This is a genomic window from Bartonella sp. MR110HLJHH (genome assembly GCF_042194225.1).
Taxonomy (GTDB): domain Bacteria; phylum Pseudomonadota; class Alphaproteobacteria; order Rhizobiales; family Rhizobiaceae; genus Bartonella; species Bartonella grahamii.
Window position 1 is genome coordinate 86,611 of record NZ_JBHIMQ010000005.1, and the last position, 19,044, is coordinate 105,654.

Below are 19,044 nucleotides of genomic sequence, written 5' to 3' on the forward strand. Positions count from 1 at the left end.
ATTCTCATATCTTGACAAATGGTTATTAAAAAGCGTTTGTAGCGCATATGAATATTATAATCAAAGGCAAAAAACATGCACCGTTATCGCAGTCATCATTGTGCGGCTCTTCGTAGATGTGATGTAGGAGCACAAGTCCGTCTTTCGGGATGGGTTCATCGTGTTCGTGATCATGGAGGAATTCTTTTTGTGGATTTACGTGATCATTTTGGAATTACACAAATTGTTGCTGACCCTGCTTCGCCGGCTTTTAAAGTTATTGAAAAAGTGCGTTCTGAATGGGTTATTCGTGTGGATGGAGAGGTATGTGCACGTTCTGATGAGGTTATTAATGCAACGCTTCCAACAGGTGAGATTGAAATTTTTGCACAAGAGGTAGAAATTCTTTCAAAATCTGATGAACTTCCTTTACCGGTTTTTGGTGAGCCTGATTATCCAGAAGATATTCGATTAAAATATCGTTTTCTTGATTTGCGTCGGGAGACTATGCACAAAAATATCATGCGTCGGACTGAAATTATTGCGGCTATGAGACGGGCTATGCAAAATAATGGTTTTACGGAATTTACGACGCCACTTTTGACAGCTTCATCGCCGGAAGGAGCACGTGATTTTTTGGTTCCAAGTCGTGTTCATCAGGGAAAATTTTATGCGTTACCGCAAGCACCACAGCAATATAAACAGTTGTTGATGATGTCAGGTTTTGATCGTTATTTTCAGATTGCTCCATGTTTTAGAGATGAAGATCCAAGGGCCGACCGTCTTCCTGGTGAATTTTATCAATTAGATGTTGAAATGAGTTTTGTTGAGCAAGAAGATGTTTTAGCAACTATGGAACCTATTATGCGTTCTATTTTTGAAGAATTTGCAGATGGAAAAACTGTTACACAGAGCTTTCCTCGCATTTCTTATGATGAAGCAATGCAAAAATATGGTTCTGATAAGCCTGATCTACGTAATCCGATCATTATGGAAGATGTTTCTCAACATTTTTATAATTCTGGTTTCAAAGTCTTTGCTCAAATTTTAGCAAATGATGAGAATGCACGAGTGTGGGCTATTCCGGCTAAAACGGGTGGAAGTCGTGCTTTTTGTGATCGTATGAATGTATGGGCACAAGGCGAGGGGCAACCAGGGCTCGGTTATATTTTTTGGCGTGAAGAAAAAGGAAATTTTGAAGGAGCAGGGCCTATCGCCAAAAATATTGGTCAACAGCGAGCTGAAGCGCTCCGTATACAGCTTGGACTTGAAAGTGGTGATGCTTGTTTTTTTGTGGCTGGAGATCCAAAAAAATTCGCATCTTTTGCTGGAGCAGCCCGTACACGGGTAGGGGAAGAATTAGATCTTCTCGATAGAGAGAGTTTCTCTTTGGCTTGGATTGTTGATTTTCCATTTTTTGAATGGAATGAAGATGAGAAAAAGATTGATTTTGCACATAATCCTTTTTCCATGCCTCAAGGGGGAGAAAATGCTCTTGAGACCCAAGATCCTCTTACTCTTAAAGCTTTTCAATATGATCTTGTTTGCAATGGTTATGAAATTGCATCAGGTGGAATTCGTAATCACTTACCAGAAATGATGCTTAAAGTTTTTGAACTTGTAGGACTTTCTAAGGAAGTTGTGAAAGATCGTTTCGGTGGTCTTTATCGTGCATTCCATTATGGGGCTCCGCCACACGGTGGTATGGCTGCGGGAATTGACCGCATCATTATGCTGTTGCAAGGTGTTAAAAATTTGCGTGAAGTTGCTTTATTTCCTATGAATCAACAGGCACTTGATCTTTTGATGAGTGCTCCGTCTGATGTTTCTCCCACACAATTACGTGATTTAGGAATCCGTATGGCTCCTACTCACAAAAATAGCTCATAAAGTTGATTATGGATTGTTTTCATCTTTTTCTTATGTAGAGTGAAGTTTTGATGTCTCTCAAGAGCATCGTGTGTGTGTGCTGTTTGTGAAATTTAGATAGACAAAAACGCCATTGTGTTGATTCTTTACGAGGCATTTTTATTCCTTGTTTTTATAATGCCTCTCCCCCTTGTGATAGGTGAGGAAATGATTGTGATTGTTTTATCATGAATAAATTAGAAATAAGAGAATTCTATAAGTTTTGGGAGTCTCATTTTAGTTGAAAAAAATGAATTATCTTTATAAGTCAATATATTATTTATTTTTTGTTGAAGTTTTTACAATGTTGTAGCAGAGAATTGTGTCTCTTCGTTTTTATGAGAATAATACGGTTTTCTATTCTATGAACTTATTCTGAAAAGTTTAAATTTTATAAGCTTTGAATATTTTTTTAGTTTTTCATAGAAAAACTGAATGGGGTTGTTATACAATTTACCTTTATAATAAAAGATGATGTTTGAAAGGTGCTTTTGTCATTCCAAAAAGAGATGAAATAACTCTTTGTGAGCAGTTAAATTATTGTCGGATTTGACAAAGCTTTCAATAAATCACTTAGGACAAGGGGGAAGGACATGTATAAATTTTTCAAATTGATATAATTTTCTGTTCATGTTCTAATCGCGGCGTTTGTTTTTATGTAATTGACTTTTAATAAAAAAGTCGACTCATAGAAGATTTCATTAAATAAATCCTATAAAATAATTTCTTATTATTGTGGGAATTGTTATTTTAATACTATGTCTGATAAAATGAATTTACCTTTTGATAAAGAACATATTGAACCAATAGAATTACGTTCTGCTTTACAGGAACGTTATTTGGCTTATGCACTTTCTACGATTACACACCGTGCATTGCCTGATGTACGTGATGGATTGAAGCCTGTCCACCGGCGGATTGTTCATGCGATGCGTCTTCTCAAACTAAATCCTGGACAGTCTTATGCGAAATGTGCGCGGATTGTCGGTGATGTCATGGGAAAATTTCATCCTCATGGGGATGCGTCTATTTATGATGCTTTGGTGCGCTTGGCTCAAAGTTTTGCTGTTCGTTATCCGTTGGTTGATGGGCAAGGCAATTTTGGTAATATTGATGGTGATAATGCTGCTGCCATGCGTTATACGGAAGCACGTATGACTGAAGTGGCTGCATTGTTACTTGAAGGAATTAATGAGAATGCTATCGATTTTCGTTTAACCTATAATGAAGAAGATGAAGAGCCTGTTGTTTTACCAGGAGCTTTCCCTAATCTTTTAGCAAATGGTTCTTCTGGTATTGCTGTTGGTATGGCAACATCTATTCCACCTCATAATGTTGCTGAGCTTTGTGATGCAGCGCTCTATTTGATTGCGCATCCCGATGTAAATGATGAGGAATTAAATCAATTCGTTCTTGGTCCTGATTTCCCGACAGGGGGAATTTTAGTTGAGCCTAAAAAAAGTATTGAGGAATCTTATCGTGTTGGGCGTGGATTCTTTCGTTTGCGTTCACGTTGGCATCAGGAATCGGGTAGCCGTGGTTCTTATGTGATTGTTGTGACTGAAATTCCTTATCAGATTCAAAAGTCACGTCTTATTGAAAAAACAGCAGAGTTATTGCTTGCACGGCGATTGCCAATGCTTGAGGATATCCAAGATGAATCAGCAGAAGATATCAGAATCGTGCTGGTTCCTAAAAATCGTATGGTTGATCCGGAGCTTCTTATGGAGTCTCTTTTTAAATTGACTGATTTTGAAGTAAGATTTCCCCTTAATCTGAATGTTTTGTCTTTGGGAAAAATACCCAATGTTCTCTCTTTGCGTGAGAGCTTACAGCAATGGCTCGAACATCGTCGAGAAGTCCTTATTCGTCGCTCTCATTATCGGCTTGATCAAATTGATTGTCGATTAGAAATTCTTCATGGATATCTTATTGCCTATTTAAATCTTGATGAGGTTATTCAGATTATTCGTGAAGAGGATGAACCTAAAAAGCAGCTGATTAGTCGTTTTGAATTAACAGAAAATCAAGCTGAAGCTATTCTTAATATGCGCTTGCGTTCTTTGCGTAAGCTTGAGGAATTTGAAATTCGTAAAGAATTTGAAAGTTTGAAAGCTGAAAAAGAAAAGCTACAGAATTTGTTGGCTTCTCCTATAAAACAATGGAAAATAATTTCAGAAGAAATCAAAAAAGTTCGAAATACTTTTGGTCCTGAAACACTCTTAGGAAAAAGACGTACGACATTTGAAGAGGTACCTAGACATGATCTTGATGATATTCAACAGGCAATGATCGAAAAAGAGCCGATTACTATTGTTATTTCTGAAAAGGGGTGGATGCGTGCTTTGAAGGGACATTTGAACGATTATAAAGCACTTTCTTTTAAAGAAGGAGACAGTTTAAAGTTAGCATTTCCAGCATTTACGACCGACAAGATTGTGCTGATAAGTACGGGGGGAAAGTTTTTTGCTATTGGTGCAAATAGTTTACCTGGAGGGCGGGGACATGGTGAACCTATTCGTCTTTTAGTTGATATGGATGATGAGCACGATGTTCTTACAGCTTTTGTGCATCACGCTGAGGAAAAATTGCTCTTGGTTTCATCTCACGGTAATGGTTTTATTGTTTCTTCTGCAGAAGTGATCGCCAATACACGAAAAGGAAAGCAAGTGATGAATGTGAAAGCTCCTGATAAGGTAAAGCTTTGTGTTCAAGTAAATGGTGATCATGTTGCGGTGGTTGGTGAGAACCGTAAAATGCTTATTTTTTCTATTGAACAAATACCAGAAATGAATCGCGGTAAAGGTGTTCGTTTACAACGTTATAAAGAAGGTGGTGTTGTTGATGCCAAGACTTTTAATTTATCAGAAGGCTTAAGTTGGCAAGATACAGCTGAACGAATCTTTAACCGTCAGGCGGACGATCTCTTTGAATGGATGGGAACGCGTGCAGGCGTCGGACGTTTGGTTCCAAAAGGATTTCCAAAATCAGGAAAATTTATTAATTAAATGTATTTTATAAATGGGGAAAATTCCCTATGGTTTCATGATTGTGTAAGATATTAATTTATAAGGATAATTTATTATTTTTATATTGAAAGAAAAACCTAAAGCGTGAGTTTTTTCTATTTCGATCTTGTTCAGGTTAAATCAATCAAAACTGTTTTTTAACATTACAGCATTTATGGGGGCTGTCGTGAAATGATTTGATATTTTGAGAGCTGTATCTTTAAACAAACAGAGCTGTACCTTTAAATAAACAATGTGATTGTTTAACACAAGAGTGTTCTATTTGGAGATGTTTTATTTGTCTGATCGGTTTATCTCCTTATTGTTCAAGAGAGATGTTATTAATCTTTCGTAGTAATATTTATTCGTTAGGATTGCTATGATATTGCCTAAAAAGATGCCCACGTTCAGCCCATAAGACGAGAAGTATGGCAGCGAGACTCAAAAAGAAAAATCCTGCTGAGTTTGGGATGGTTGTTTCATCAAATTGTTGGGCAATAAAAAAGCTGAGTCCTGCACCGATAGATGTTTGAAGAAAGCCGGATACAGAAGAAGCTGTTCCAGCAATTTCCCCCACAGATTCGAGAGCGAGTGTATTGAAATTGGCCATAATGCCACCGCAGGCAAACATCAATATACAGAATAACAGCATGTAAAAAGCAAAAGGAAGAATACCATCTGTTAAGATAGAGCCAATAAACCATACACATGAAGTGATACAAAAGAGCAAAAGCATAGTATGAGCAATACGCCGCATTCCAAGGCGTCCAACGAGTTGAGAGTTCATGAATGATGAGAAAGCCTGAAATGCAGCACCAACTGCAAAGGCAATAGGGAACCAAAGTCCTAGATTATAGATCCCTTCATACGTTTGTTGTGATGTATTAACGGCAGTAAAGATACAGCCTAAAATAATCGAAGTTGCTAGTGTATAGCAAAGTGTTGTGCGATTGGTTATTACAATCCATAAATTATGTTTGACTGAAGAAAAGGAAAGAGAGCGTTGCGCATAAAGAGTTTCCGGCAAGCGGAATTGAATCCAAATCATCAACCCGAAACCAATCATTGCCATGAAAATAAAAATATATTGCCAATGTCCGAGCAGTAAAATGATCTGTCCTGTTGCGGGACCAACCATTGGTGCAACAAGAAAAACCATCATAACAATAGACATAACTTCTGCCATTTTTCGACCACTGTAAAGATCACGTACGACGGAAACTGTAAGAACCCGCATAGCAGCTCCTCCAATACCTTGTAAGATACGCAAAATAAGTAAGAGAGAAAAATCAGTTACAAAGGCACAGCCAATCGCCGTAAATGAATAAAAAGCAAGACCAATAAGAATAAGTTTACGTCGTCCATACCTATCGCTTATTGGACCGAAAAATATTTGAGCAATACCATAGCTAATAAGATAACTCGAAATGATATAATGTTGATCATTTTCATTGAGAACATTTAAGCCATCTAAAATATTAGGCATAGCTGGCAGCATAATATCAACAGCTATAGCGTTAATAGCCATGAGCGAAGCAATAAGAATAACAAATTCTTTATAGCCAATTTTTTTTCTAATCGCATCACTATGCGTTTGTTCATCGACTGAATATGACATATGGCATCCTTGAAATAGAAATTTCGTCTGAAAACAGCTCTTTTTAAGAGTCTGAATAAAATGAAAGATACCTATGATTGATTACAGGGAATATTTTTTTCTTTCAAAAGTTCCTGTAACTCATTGTTTTGAAACATCTCTTTAACAATATCACAGCCTCCGACAAATTCACCCTTGATATACAGCTGTGGAATTGTTGGCCAATTTGAGTAATCTTTAATTCCTTGACGCAATTCGTTAGAAGTTAAGATATTAATTCCTTTATAATTCAATCCTAAATAGTCAAGGATTTGAACAACTTGTCCTGAAAACCCGCATTGCGGAGCGTCAGGTGTTCCTTTCATGAATAAAATGACGTCGTTTGTTTTAATCTCGTTGTCAATAAAATCACGAACAGTGGTCATTTTTATCCCTCGATATTTCAGATTTTTATAAGTGTGTAATTTATATTCATACTGTTTTTAATCGTATTAAATGAGTGAATGCAAGAAGAAATTTTAGATTATTTTGGGATATTTGTTTGCAACATTAAGGCGTGAAGGTCATTTCCCATATTGCCTTTAAGGGCATCATAGACCATTTTATGTTGTTGAATACGGGTTTTACCACGAAAACTTTCAGAAATAACTTCTGCAGCGTAATGTTCCCCATCTCCAGCAAGATCACGAATTGTTACAGTAGCATCAGGAATGCCTTCACGAATAAGCGTTTCAATTGCATGGGCACTCATTGCCATCATTATTCTCCTATGTTATTCATTTTTTATAAAGGCTGTTTAAGAGAAAAAAACAATTTTTACTCTTCACCCATAAATTGTGGAAACCAGTTTTCATAGGCTTTTGTGAGTTTGTCTACTGAAAGTGTTAATATCCCATCTATATTGAGAGAAGTTCCCTCAACTTGACCTAGCTCTGTTAAAGAAACTGTATTGATTTGTGCACGCTCTTTAAGACTATTGAGAGAGTGAGGTTTGACGGCTAAAAGATAACGTCCTTGGTCTTCTCCAAAAAGTTCTGCATGATAGGGTGATTTATTGCTTAACGTTACTTTGATTCCTTTACCTGCTTTAATCACCATTTCAGCAAGTGCTATCGCTAATCCTCCGTCAGAAAGGTCATGGGCGGCGTGAACAAAACCGCTATTAATGGCATCTCGAACAAATTGACCATGCTTTTTTTCAAGTTGTAAATCTACAGGGGGGGGGGTACCTGCATCAATATTTAAAATGTTACGTGCATAAATTGATTGTCCTAAATGGGAGCCGCAATTTCCTACTAAAACAAGAATATCTCCATTTTGCATACCACTTATTGTTACCATTTTAGACCAATCATTAAGAAGGCCTACACCAGCAATTGTGGGGGTTGGAAGAATGGCTTCCCCATTTGTTTCGTTGTAAAGAGAAACATTGCCTGAAACGATAGGAAAATCGAGGATTCTACAAGCTTCTCCTATACCTTTAATAGCTAAAACCAGCTGTCCCATAATTTCAGGTTTTTCAGGGTTACCAAAATTGAGATTATCTGTCGCAGCCAGTGGTGTTGCACCTGTCGTACTAATGTTTCGCCAGCATTCTGCGACAGCTTGTTTTCCTCCTTCATAAGGGTCTGCTTCACAATAGCGAGGTGTTACATCAGAAGAAAAAGCAAGAGCACGTTTGCTGTTGTTTCCTACACGGATAACGCCTGCATCACCTCCTGGACAAACAAGGCTATTTCCTTGGATAAGGGTATCATATTGTTCATAAACCCATCGCCGTGAACTTTGATCAGCAGAATTCAATAAGGATAGAAGCGCATCACCAAGATTTTCAACTTTTTTGACGTCTTCTGCTTTCAAGGGTGTTTTTTTTGCCGGCTCACTCCAAGGACGATCATAAACAGGCGCTTCATCACCAAGCTCTTTGATGGGAAGATTGACAACTTCTTCTCCTTGATGAAATACACGAAAACGTAAATCATCGGTTGTTTTTCCAATGATAGAAAAATGCAGCCCCCACTTATGAAAAATTGCTTCTGCTTGCTTTTCTAGTTCTGGTTTAAGAACCATGAGCATACGCTCTTGACTTTCAGAAAGCATCATTTCATAGGCTGTCATGTTTTCTTCTCGAACAGGAACTGTATCGAGATTAAGCTGTATCCCTAGATTTCCTTTTGCACCCATTTCAACGGCAGAAGAGGTGAGTCCTGCTGCCCCCATATCTTGAATAGCAACTACGGCTCCAAGTTCCATGAGCTCTAAACATGCTTCAAGGAGACATTTTTCTGTAAAAGGATCACCTACTTGAACAGTTGGGCGTTTTTCACTGATTGAATCATCAAATTCAGCAGAAGCCATTGTTGCTCCACCGACACCATCACGTCCTGTTTTTGCACCAAGATAAACAACAGGGAGTCCAATACCTTGCGCTTTAGAATAAAAAAGGGCATTTGTCTTTGCAATACCGGCGACAAAAGCGTTAACAAGGATATTGCCATTATAACGCTCATCAAAATTTACTTCTCCACCAATAGTTGGAACGCCGAAAGCATTGCTGTAACCACCAATTCCAGAAACAACACCAGAAACAAGATGGCGTGTTCGTGGGTGGTCAGGAGCACCAAATCGCAATGCATTCATAGCAGCAACAGGACGGGCTCCCATTGTAAAGACATCACGTAAAATACCACCAACACCTGTCGCTGCACCTTGATAAGGTTCAATATAAGAAGGGTGGTTATGGCTTTCCATTTTGAAAACAACACATTGCCCTTCGCCAATATCGACAACACCAGCATTTTCACCAGGTCCTTGGATGACACATTTTCCTTCTGTCGGAAGAGTCTTTAGCCATTTTTTAGATGATTTATAGGAACAATGTTCGTTCCACATTGCAGAAAAAATTCCTAGTTCAGTAAATGTTGGTTCTCTATCGATTAACATCAGGATACGTTGATATTCATCCTCTTTTAGCCCGTGTTGTGCAATGAGTTCTGGTGTAATAATGATGTTATTGCAAGGCTTCATGAGTATTTATCCGTTAAATTAATCGAAATTTAGCATTTTTATTTTTTTAATCTAGTAGCTTATATTATAAGCAATAATGTTGTTTAATAATAAATAGTTATAGATATTAATCTGAAGTTTTTGTTCGTTTGTTTGGTGGGATTTAAGACTAAAATGGTCTTAAATACTTATGTGTTTAGAAAATAATATCCATTGTTGTTTGTGAAGAGCTTTGTTCATAGATTTACGATGCGAGGAATAGTATAGATCCTTGTTTTTGACAATCATGGAGCGCGAGTATTTTTGCAACATCATCCATTTACCAACTCTAAAGCACTTTGAAAAAGTAAACGACCGTCAATACCTCCGTGGGCGGGTTCAATAAAGTTTTCAGGATGAGGCATCATACCAAGAATATTACCAGCTTTATTAACAATACCAGCAATATCTTTCATTGATCCGTTCGGGTTTGTATTTTCTGCATAGCGAAAAACAATTTGTTCATTGTCTTCCATTTGCTTTAATGTTTCACTATCAACAAAATAATTTCCATCGTGATGGGCAACAGGACAACGAATAATTTGTCCTTGAGAATAATATCGAGAAAATTTCGTCTTGGCGTTAACGACTTCAAGTTTGATTTCACGACAAACAAATTTTAAAGAAGCGTTACGCATTAAAGTTCCAGGTAATAATCCTGCTTCCAACAAAATTTGAAATCCATTACAGATACCTATTATTGTAGTACCTTCTTGTGCTTTTTCACGAATGGCTTTTAAGATGGGAGTTCGCGCTCCAATAGCACCACATCTTAAGTAGTCGCCATAGGAAAAACCACCAGGAATAATAATAACATCTACATCTGGAATTGTTGTTTCTGTTTGCCAAATTTTTAGTGGCTCAACTCCCGTTATATGGTGTAATGCTGCAACCATATCTCGATCACGATTTAATCCAGGAAGTTGAATGATGGCAGTTTTCATGAGTGTTCCACTTAAAAAAGTTCGATTGTATAATTTTCAATGACAGTATTTGCGAGTAACTCTTCACACATTTGTTCAAGTTTTTTCTTTGCGGTTTCAGAAGGTAGATCATCAAGAACAATATCAAAAACCTTTCCTTGACGAATGGATTGAATGCCTTCGAAAGCTAAACTTTTTAAAGCACCGACAATTGCTTCTCCTTGTGGATCAAGAACGCTTTCTCTTAAAGTAACCGTAATGCGTGCTTTCATTTTTTGCTTCCTGCTTGTTAAAAGAACCTCTCCTTTGAAGAGGGGTATTTATATAAGGTGATGTTTTTTTGCCCTGTTTTTACTTTACGAGAACGGGACCACTTGGTCGTGTTGGTTCGTTTTCATTCATAATACCAAGGCGTTTGGCAACTTCTTGATAGGCATTAATAAGCCCACCCATATCACGACGAAAACGGTCTTTATCCATTTTTTCTTGTGTGTGCATATCCCATAGTCGTGCAGAATCAGGTGAGATTTCATCAGCAAGAACAATACGCATCGTTTCATCTTCCCACAGGCGACCAAATTCCATTTTAAAATCAATTAATTGGATGTTAACACCGGCAAAAAGCCCAGAAAGAAAATCATTAACACGAATTGAAAGTTGCATGATATCTTCTAGCTCTTGTGGGACAGCCCACCCAAAAGCTGTGATATGTTCTTCCGTTACCATAGGATCATCGAGAGAATCATTTTTATAGTAGAACTCAATGATGGCTTGCGGAAGCGGGGTTCCTTCTTCCAGTCCTAAACGCTTAGCAAGAGAGCCGGCAGCAACATTGCGAACAACAACTTCCAACGGAATGATTTCCACTGCTTTAATAAGCTGTTCGCGCATGTTTATACGTTTGATAAAATGTGTTGGGATGCCCAAACGCCCAAGATGGCTAAAGATATGTTCCGAAATTCGGTTGTTTAAAACCCCTTTTCCGTCGATAATCTCATGTTTTTTTGCATTAAAGGCAGTTGCATCATCTTTAAAAAATTGAATATAAGTTCCTGGTTCAGGTCCTTCATATAAAATTTTAGCCTTGCCTTCATAGATACGGTGGCGACGATTCATCATGATTCTCTATTTATCTTGAGAGGTTTTAATAACATTGGTGAATGATACTATCCTAATTGATAGAATTTCTCAATGATATTGCTATGATACTTTTATAATTTTTGTCATTACACGTCTACCCAAAGGTGAAGATACATAAGTGATGAGAAAGAAGATTACCTCTCTTTGATCAAATTTTTGCAAGAAAGTGAGAGAGGACCATAAGCCCTTCAGGCCAAGGTCCGTGTCCGGATTCTGCGTTAATATGGCCAGAATACCCAGCATCAACAAAGAGTGATCCCCAATCATTGGCAATTTTTTCTGCTACTGAAAATTGACAAAACTCATCGTTGCGACTGGCTATGACAATAGAAGGAAAAGGCAGTTTTTGACGATGATAGGGGCCAAATGTCATTAAATGTTTGGGACGTATTTTCTCATTGGAGACATCTGGAGGTGCAACAAAGAAAGCGCCGCAAATTTTTTCTGTATTTTGTACCGTTGCATGAATAGCGCTGGGAACTCCTAATGAATGAGCAATAAGCATAACAGGCCTTTGAGCTTTTGCGATGGCAGTTTTAATTTTGTTAACCCACTCTTCACAAACAGGCTTTGACCAATGGAGTTGTTCAATGCGGCGGGCCGTCGACAATTTTTTTTCCCAGCGTGTTTGCCAATGATCTGGACCAGATCCTTTGTAGCCAGGAACAATAAGAATATCGAGTTGATTTGCTTTCATGAATTGTTTTCTTTGTTACAATAGATTTTTGATCATAGGTAGAATAGATTTGGGTTTTCTATGTCGCCTTTATTGTTCTTCAAAAACACGTTTAAAAATCGTATTGATATGTTTGGTGTGGTAAGAAAGATCAAATTTTTCACGAAGTTCTTCTTCACTTAAAGCTTTGGTAACATCTTTGTCGTTGAGGAGTTCTTCTAAGAAATCTTTTCCTTGTTCCCAAACTTTCATCGCATTTCGTTGTACAATCCGATAAGAATCTTCACGACTGATTCCTGCTTGCGTGAGTGCTAAAAGCACCCGTTGTGAGTGAACAAGACCGCGGAATTTATTGAGATTTTTTTGCATATTTTCTGGATAGACAATGAGATTTTCAATGACAGATGTGAGGCGAGAAAGAGCAAAATCAAGTGTAATAGTCGCATCTGGAGCAATATAACGCTCAACAGATGAATGAGAAATATCGCGTTCATGCCAAAGTGCAACATTTTCCATGGCTGGGAGTGCAAATGCACGTACCATGCGGGCTAATCCAGTTAAATTTTCTGTTAAAACTGGATTACGTTTATGAGGCATTGCCGATGAACCTTTTTGCCCAGGTGAGAAATGTTCCTCTGCTTCAAGAACTTCTGTTCGTTGTAAATGGCGTATTTCTATTGCTAACCTTTCAATAGAGGAAGCAATAACACCAAGTGTTGCAAAAAACATAGCATGACGATCTCTTGGTATTACTTGAGTGGAAACCGGTTCAGCACGCATCCTCAAGGCTTTTGCTACATGTTCTTCAACGCGGGGATCGATATTTGCAAAAGTTCCTACAGCTCCTGAAATTGCGCAAGTAGAAATTTCTTCTCGTGCTGCAAGAAGACGTTTGCGACAACGGGAAAATTCAGCGTATGCGAGAGCAAACTTGATTCCAAATGTTGTCGGTTCAGCATGAATGCCATGACTCCGCCCAATGGTGATTGTCTCTTTATGCTCAAAAGCACGTCTTTTTAATGCTTCAAGAAGTTGATCTATATCCTCTAGCAAAATATCACTAGCACGCATCAATTGAATGTTTAGCGTTGTATCTAGAACATCAGATGATGTCATGCCTTGGTGGATGAAACGCGCCTCTGGTCCAATGAATTCAGCTAGGTGGGTCAGAAATGCGATAACATCATGTTTGGTAATTGCTTCAATTTCATCAATGCGATTGATATCAAATTTAGCTGCTGCTCCTTTTTCCCAAATGACTTTGGCGGCTTCTTTCGGAATAATCCCTAAGTGAGCAAGGGCATCACAGGCATGGGCTTCAATTTCAAACCAAATACGATATTTTGTTTCGGGAGACCAAATTGCTACCATTGCAGGGCGGGAATAACGTGCGATCATTATTTTTTTCCTTCTTGTGAGAGGATTGCGGCTTGGCGCAATGCATTAATACGTGTTTTGTAAAGCTCTTTATTTCCGTTTTTATAAATTGCAGAGCCTGCGACAAATACATTTGCACCAGCTTTTGCAGCTATCCCAATTGTATCAACGGTGATACCACCATCAACTTCAAGATCAATAGGGCGGTTTGCAATCATGCTTTTAACGCGCTTAATTTTATCTTTTATTTCTGGAATAAAACTTTGTCCACCAAAACCGGGATTAACCGTCATGATGAGAATGAGATCTAATTGATCAAGCAAATATTCAAGTACATGTTCAGGGGTGCTTGGATTGAGTGCAATTCCTGCTTTTTTTCCCATTTTTTTTATTGTTTGTAATGAACGATGAAGATGTGGACTTGCTTCAGCATGAATGGTTATAATATCTGAACCCGCTTTTGCAAAAGCTTCCAAATAAGGGTCTACCGGTGCGATCATCAGGTGGACATCAAATGTTGCTTTGGTTAATGGGCGCAGAGCCTTGACTATTTCAGGACCAAAGGTGATGTTAGGAACAAAGTGTCCATCCATGATATCAAGATGAAGCCAATCTGCACCAGCATCAACAACATCTAACATTTCTTGTCCAAGTTTAGAAAAATCAGAAGCCAAGAGTGAAGGCGAAATGAGATGAGAATGGGGCATTAAAATCTCCTTGATTGGCTGTTTTTATCATATCGCTGTGTATACACAAATATCTTTTGTGTTATGACGGAAAAGAAAAAATATGTATTATAGGTCTTTGTTATGGAAAGATCGCTTGAAATTTTAAAGCTTTATAAGTGAAAGATATGTCGAATCATAAAACATATTTGATGCCTGAACTTCAACATAATATTGCGGTTTCTTCCCAAGAATATCGAGATGCCATGAGTCTTTTTGCAGGAGCTGTGCATATTGTGACAACAAATGGCATTAAGGGAAGACGCGGGGTGACTGTTTCGGCGTGTTGTTCTTTATCTGATAATCCTCCAACCCTTCTTGTTTGTCTCATGCGCCATAATTTAAAGAATCAGGTGTTTATGGAGAATGGAAATTTTTGTGTTAATAGCTTGGCAGGAAAACATCGTTCATTAGCGGATGTTTTTTCGAGGTGTTGCACTCTTACACAAAATGAGCGTTTTGATGCTGCTCAATGGGGAGTTTTGCAAACGGGGGCGCCTAGTCTTTCAGACGCTCTAGCGTCGTTTGATTGTCGTTTGATTTGTTGGCACGAGCACGCAACCCATTGTGTTTTGATTGGTGAGGTTGTTGCAATCAACTGTAATAAAGAAAAAGATGCTTTGATGTATTTAAAACGTGAATATCACACTTTGCCTTTATAAAGATTTTATTTTTTTGCATTGCTGAAATGATTTATTGTTGCTTCATTTAGATTTTAAACGATGAGAAAGCAGGGGAGTGATGACTCTGATATCTGATATTAGATTTCCTTCTTTTTGAAGTTTCTCAGTAAGCAAGAAAAATGTTCTGGATGAGATTTGATCAAGAATCCAATCTACATAGAAAAGCGATCAAATCTAAACAGTGTATTTAGACATATTTGTAGATTGTTATGAAAAAACATTTTACTCTTGTGTTGATGGGTATTGCACAATATATAGACCGCACATAGCATATGTGGAGGTTTTTTATTGCATGAGCGAAGAGATTGATGGTCAATATCGCCCTAGTGAAGATGAGCCTTTTATGAATGAGCGGCAAAAGGCGTATTTTCGTGCTAAATTGGTTTCTTGGAAGAATGATATATTAAAAGAAGCTCGTGAGACTTTGGAAAATTTGCAGGAAGAGAATGTTGGTCAACCTGATTTGACTGATAGGGCTTCTTGTGAAACTGATCGTACAATCGAATTACGTGCGCGGGATCGTCAGAGGAAACTTATTTCAAAAATAGATGCTGCTTTAGAGCGCATTGATAATGGGACATATGGCTTTTGTGAAGAAACCGGCGAACCCATTAGTATAAAGCGTCTTGAGGCTCGGCCAATAGCCGTTTTGTCATTGGAAGCGCAAGAACGTCACGAACGACGTGAAAGAGTTTATCGCGATGATTAAGGTCATTGAAATGATAAACAAACAAAACTCGTGGTGATAAAATTGTATATTTTTATTTTTGAGGGGTAGGAATGAATAAAGATGGTTCTTGCCGTCCCTCAATTTCGGCGGTAATTGCTGAATCTTTTACCGCTTGATTCGTAAAAGGAGAGGGATTTTTATCCGGTATATCGTTTCTTTCTGTAGGGGCGGAATTGGGATGTGTGAGCGTTTCTCCCTTTTGTATTTTTGATGTACCGGTAATATCGGATTCTACAACCACATCTGTTAATCCACCAATAAGGAGCAAATGTTCTTTATTATCGCAACGGACTAAAACAAGGCGGCGTGCTCGATCTATAGAAATTACTTCACATAATGCTAATCGTGATAGACTTTTTTTTCTATTAATGCTGAATCTTCTCGTACTTAAACGACGTAAAAACAAGATAATTATGGTAATAGCAACGATTGTTATTATAAAAAACAAAAAGCTTATCGTTATTTTCGCAGCAGATACACCTATTTGCTCTGATAACCAGATATACATAGATTTTCTCCCATTTTTGTGTGAAAATATCGTTTTTTATCGAGATAAATTTATAAACACACCCTTAAAAGGTTCACTTAAATACAAGAAATAAACTTTTTAACATTAAGTGAGCTTTCTTAGAGATAATATCATAGTATATACTTTATAACAATGAATATAAAGGAAGTTTTGTGATATAAGAAACAGCTAAATCTAAGGCAATGAGAGATGGATAAAGGTTTTGATAATAATAAAAGATCAGCGTCTTCTGTTCATCGAAGAGTTGTGATTTTTAGTGTTGTTTTTATATTAGTTTCTCTTTTCATTGTGGGTATTTTAGGTTTTTTTTATCCACAAAGCTATTTGCAAAAGGCTATATTGATATCTTTTTTGATTCTAGCAATTATCGGCGTTGCAACACTTGTTTTGTGTGGAATGGGAATTTTAAGATACCATGTGTGGTTGCATGAAGATTTTGATTTTAGCATCTTTAATGGGAGCGATGATGCAATTGTAATCTCTGACCTTTCTGGTTTTGTTTATTATTCTAATCAAAACTATCGAAAAATTCTGACCTATAAGCCTGAAGTGTCTTGTTATATGGTTATTGCTGATCTTCCAGGAGCTGGCGCACTTTCGTATCGCTTAAAGGTTGCAGCCTGTAATAATCTTGCAGCGCAAGAGGAATTAAGAGTAGAACAACCAATTTTTACCGATGCTACACCAAAAAAATCTGTTTGGTATAATATTTCTGTTCAACCTATCACAAAACAGAAAAAAAAGCTTTTATTTTGGCGTATTGCTGATATTTCGCATTTACAACAAACGCGAGAAGTTTTTTTCTCGAACCTTCAAGAGGCTATCAATCACTTGGATCAAGCTCCTATTGGTTTTGTATCAGTTAATACACAAGGAACTATTCTTTATGCTAATGCGGTTTTTGCCGAATGGTTTTCAATTGATTTAGCGAGTTTCTCAATTGGTCAATATAATTTTGATTCGTTATTTGATAGCGTTGGCGCTAAGAGCTCATGGAGTGATATCTGTTTGCAAACCAACAGATATCAAAGTTCAGGTTACTCATTACCTTATAAGTTTTCGTTATGTTTAAATTCACAAGCGACTTGTGAGAAAATATTCCATTGTCTTATCTCTGTTTCTTCTCTCTTAGAAGAGGAAGCCGTTTATCGCATTGTGATCATTCCACAACAAATACAAAAAGAAGAGGACGATCAATTAAAATTACCCACTATATTAGGAGAATATTTTGATGCGAGTCCTTTTGCAATAGCCGTGGTGGATCATGAAGGGCAATTGGTTCATATGAATAAAGCTTTTTCATCACTCACGGGATGTGTGGACAAAGCAGTCAATTTTTATGATGTTATTTCTCGTCGTGATTGTGTGCAGTTAGAGCGTTCTTTTCAGAGAATCGCGACAAATAAAAATTATTTTGTTTCTCTAGAAACTGTTTTGGAAAAAAATGAAGAATGCCATTTACGGCTTCATATTATGTCTGTACCGCCCTATCATGGTGATGCATTGCAAGATTTACTTATTGTCTCTGTGATTGAAACAACCGAACAAAAAACGCTTGAAGATAAAATGATGCAAAGTCAGAAAATGCAAGCTGTTGGACAATTGGCTGGCGGCATTGCTCATGATTTTAATAATGTTTTAACAGCAATTTTAATGTCGTGTGATCTTCTTTTAAATACGCATCGTAGTTCTGATCCTGCTCATGCTGATCTGATCAATATTAAAAATAATGCTAATCGTGCAGCTGCTCTTGTACAGCAATTATTAGCTTTTTCTAGAAAGCAAACACTTCGACCTGAAGAAGTTGATTTTACTGAATTTTTATCGGATATTCGCAATCTTATTGTACCACTCTTGGGAAATAATATTCAGTTAAAAATTATCCATGGAAGAGATTTGTGGAGTGTTGAAGTTGATCAAGCATCTTTTCAGCGTGTTATTATGAATTTGGTTATTAATGCGCGTGATGCCATGTTAGATGGAGGTATTGTTACGATTGCGACAAACAATATTACAAAGCAACAAAGTGCTGAATTTAATCATCTTGGTTTAGTAATTGGTGAGTATGTGCAATTGACTATTTCAGATACAGGGGCTGGTATATCTGCTGCTATACAAGAAAAAATGTTTGAGCCATTTTTTACAACAAAAGAAGTTGGAAAAGGAACAGGCCTTGGTTTATCAATGGTTTATGGAATTATCAAGCAGAGCGGTGGGTGCATTTATTGTGAAAGTAAAGAAGGTGAAGGAGCAACATTTCATATTTTTCTTCCCCGTTATATCCCCAATATAAAAGGAGAAATTTCTCAAAAGATTGAAAAAGATGAAGAAAAAGATAAAAATATAGACTTAACAGGATTTGCGACTGTTTTATTGGTTGAAGATGAAGATGCGGTTAGAATGGGGGGGGTAAGAGCTCTTCAAATGAGAGGATATACGGTTTTAGAGGCAGCGAGTGGGGTGGAGGCACTCTCTATTCTTGAGGAACAAAAAGGAGCTGTTGATATTATTGTTTCCGACGTAGTGATGCCAGAAATGGATGGGCCCACTTTATTGAAGGAAGTACGTAAAAACTATCCTGATATCAAATTTCTTTTCGTTTCTGGATATGCAAAAGATGCTTTTGCTAAAAATCTTCCACAAGATGCTGTTTTTGGTTTTTTATCTAAACCTTTTACACTCAAACAGTTAGCTCTAACAGTTAAAGAAACACTTTCATCATGA

Annotated in this window: 16 protein-coding genes; 5 read left to right on the forward strand and 11 right to left on the reverse strand. The window is 37.4% G+C overall.

Going from position 1 to position 19,044, the window contains the following annotated elements:
• The first annotated feature begins 75 nt into the window (after positions 1 to 75).
• Together aspS and parC are read left to right on the forward strand one after the other, a co-directional pair.
• A complete protein-coding gene (aspS, locus tag ACFIKB_RS04685; protein WP_375652947.1) occupies positions 76 to 1,869 on the forward strand; it encodes an aspartate--tRNA ligase in 1,794 nt (597 codons plus the stop codon).
• A gap of 776 nt (positions 1,870 to 2,645) precedes the next feature.
• Positions 2,646 to 4,895 carry a DNA topoisomerase IV subunit A gene (gene parC / locus ACFIKB_RS04690; RefSeq protein WP_375647539.1) on the forward strand — a complete coding sequence of 750 codons (2,250 nt, stop codon included), beginning with the start codon at positions 2,646 to 2,648 and terminating at the stop codon, positions 4,893 to 4,895.
• Positions 4,896 to 5,256: 361 nt separating this feature from the next.
• On the opposite strand, the gene ACFIKB_RS04695 is transcribed toward parC, so the two are convergent.
• The 10 genes from ACFIKB_RS04695 to rpe form a co-directional block, all read right to left on the reverse strand.
• Positions 5,257 to 6,513, reverse strand: a complete 1,257-nt coding sequence (locus ACFIKB_RS04695; protein ID WP_375644734.1) for a multidrug effflux MFS transporter — start codon at positions 6,511 to 6,513, stop codon at positions 5,257 to 5,259.
• Positions 6,514 to 6,584: 71 nt separating this feature from the next.
• Positions 6,585 to 6,917, reverse strand: coding sequence for a Grx4 family monothiol glutaredoxin (gene grxD / locus ACFIKB_RS04700; RefSeq protein ID WP_375652948.1), 333 nt, complete (start codon positions 6,915 to 6,917; stop codon positions 6,585 to 6,587).
• A gap of 98 nt (positions 6,918 to 7,015) precedes the next feature.
• Positions 7,016 to 7,249, reverse strand: a complete 234-nt coding sequence (locus ACFIKB_RS04705) for a BolA/IbaG family iron-sulfur metabolism protein (protein WP_375635930.1) — start codon at positions 7,247 to 7,249, stop codon at positions 7,016 to 7,018.
• Between the two features lie 59 nt (positions 7,250 to 7,308).
• A complete protein-coding gene (gene purL / locus ACFIKB_RS04710) occupies positions 7,309 to 9,519 on the reverse strand; it encodes a phosphoribosylformylglycinamidine synthase subunit PurL (RefSeq protein ID WP_375652949.1) in 2,211 nt (736 codons plus the stop codon).
• Between the two features lie 290 nt (positions 9,520 to 9,809).
• Positions 9,810 to 10,481, reverse strand: a complete 672-nt coding sequence (purQ, locus tag ACFIKB_RS04715; protein ID WP_273788188.1) for a phosphoribosylformylglycinamidine synthase subunit PurQ — start codon at positions 10,479 to 10,481, stop codon at positions 9,810 to 9,812.
• Between the two features lie 11 nt (positions 10,482 to 10,492).
• Positions 10,493 to 10,732 carry a phosphoribosylformylglycinamidine synthase subunit PurS gene (gene purS / locus ACFIKB_RS04720; RefSeq protein WP_375623949.1) on the reverse strand — a complete coding sequence of 80 codons (240 nt, stop codon included), beginning with the start codon at positions 10,730 to 10,732 and terminating at the stop codon, positions 10,493 to 10,495.
• 79 nt (positions 10,733 to 10,811) lie between these two features.
• Positions 10,812 to 11,576 (reverse strand): phosphoribosylaminoimidazolesuccinocarboxamide synthase, encoded by a 765-nt coding sequence (gene purC / locus ACFIKB_RS04725; protein ID WP_375635931.1) that lies wholly within the window; start codon positions 11,574 to 11,576, stop codon positions 10,812 to 10,814.
• Positions 11,577 to 11,748: 172 nt separating this feature from the next.
• A complete protein-coding gene (locus ACFIKB_RS04730) occupies positions 11,749 to 12,297 on the reverse strand; it encodes an RBBP9/YdeN family alpha/beta hydrolase (RefSeq protein WP_375635908.1) in 549 nt (182 codons plus the stop codon).
• 69 nt (positions 12,298 to 12,366) lie between these two features.
• Positions 12,367 to 13,674, reverse strand: coding sequence for an adenylosuccinate lyase (gene purB, locus ACFIKB_RS04735; protein ID WP_375652950.1), 1,308 nt, complete (start codon positions 13,672 to 13,674; stop codon positions 12,367 to 12,369).
• Positions 13,674 to 14,360, reverse strand: a complete 687-nt coding sequence (gene rpe / locus ACFIKB_RS04740) for a ribulose-phosphate 3-epimerase (protein WP_375644732.1) — start codon at positions 14,358 to 14,360, stop codon at positions 13,674 to 13,676. Before rpe ends, purB begins: the two co-directional genes overlap by 1 nt.
• Positions 14,361 to 14,506: 146 nt before the next feature.
• Between rpe and ACFIKB_RS04745 the strand changes: the two genes are divergently transcribed.
• Complete coding sequence (locus tag ACFIKB_RS04745; protein ID WP_026500725.1) at positions 14,507 to 15,040, forward strand: flavin reductase; 534 nt, start codon at positions 14,507 to 14,509, stop codon at positions 15,038 to 15,040.
• A 313-nt stretch (positions 15,041 to 15,353) separates the two neighbouring features.
• Entirely contained in the window at positions 15,354 to 15,770 is a 417-nt protein-coding gene (dksA, locus tag ACFIKB_RS04750; RefSeq protein ID WP_015856486.1) for an RNA polymerase-binding protein DksA, read from the forward strand.
• 52 nt (positions 15,771 to 15,822) lie between these two features.
• Here dksA and ACFIKB_RS04755 read toward each other — a convergent pair whose 3' ends face one another.
• Complete coding sequence (locus tag ACFIKB_RS04755; RefSeq protein WP_015856485.1) at positions 15,823 to 16,299, reverse strand: flagellar biosynthetic protein FliO; 477 nt, start codon at positions 16,297 to 16,299, stop codon at positions 15,823 to 15,825.
• Positions 16,300 to 16,509: 210 nt separating this feature from the next.
• Here ACFIKB_RS04755 and ACFIKB_RS04760 point away from each other — a divergent pair, with 210 nt between their 5' ends.
• On the forward strand, positions 16,510 to 19,044 hold the full coding sequence (locus ACFIKB_RS04760; protein WP_375635911.1) for a response regulator: 2,535 nt from the start codon (positions 16,510 to 16,512) through the stop codon (positions 19,042 to 19,044).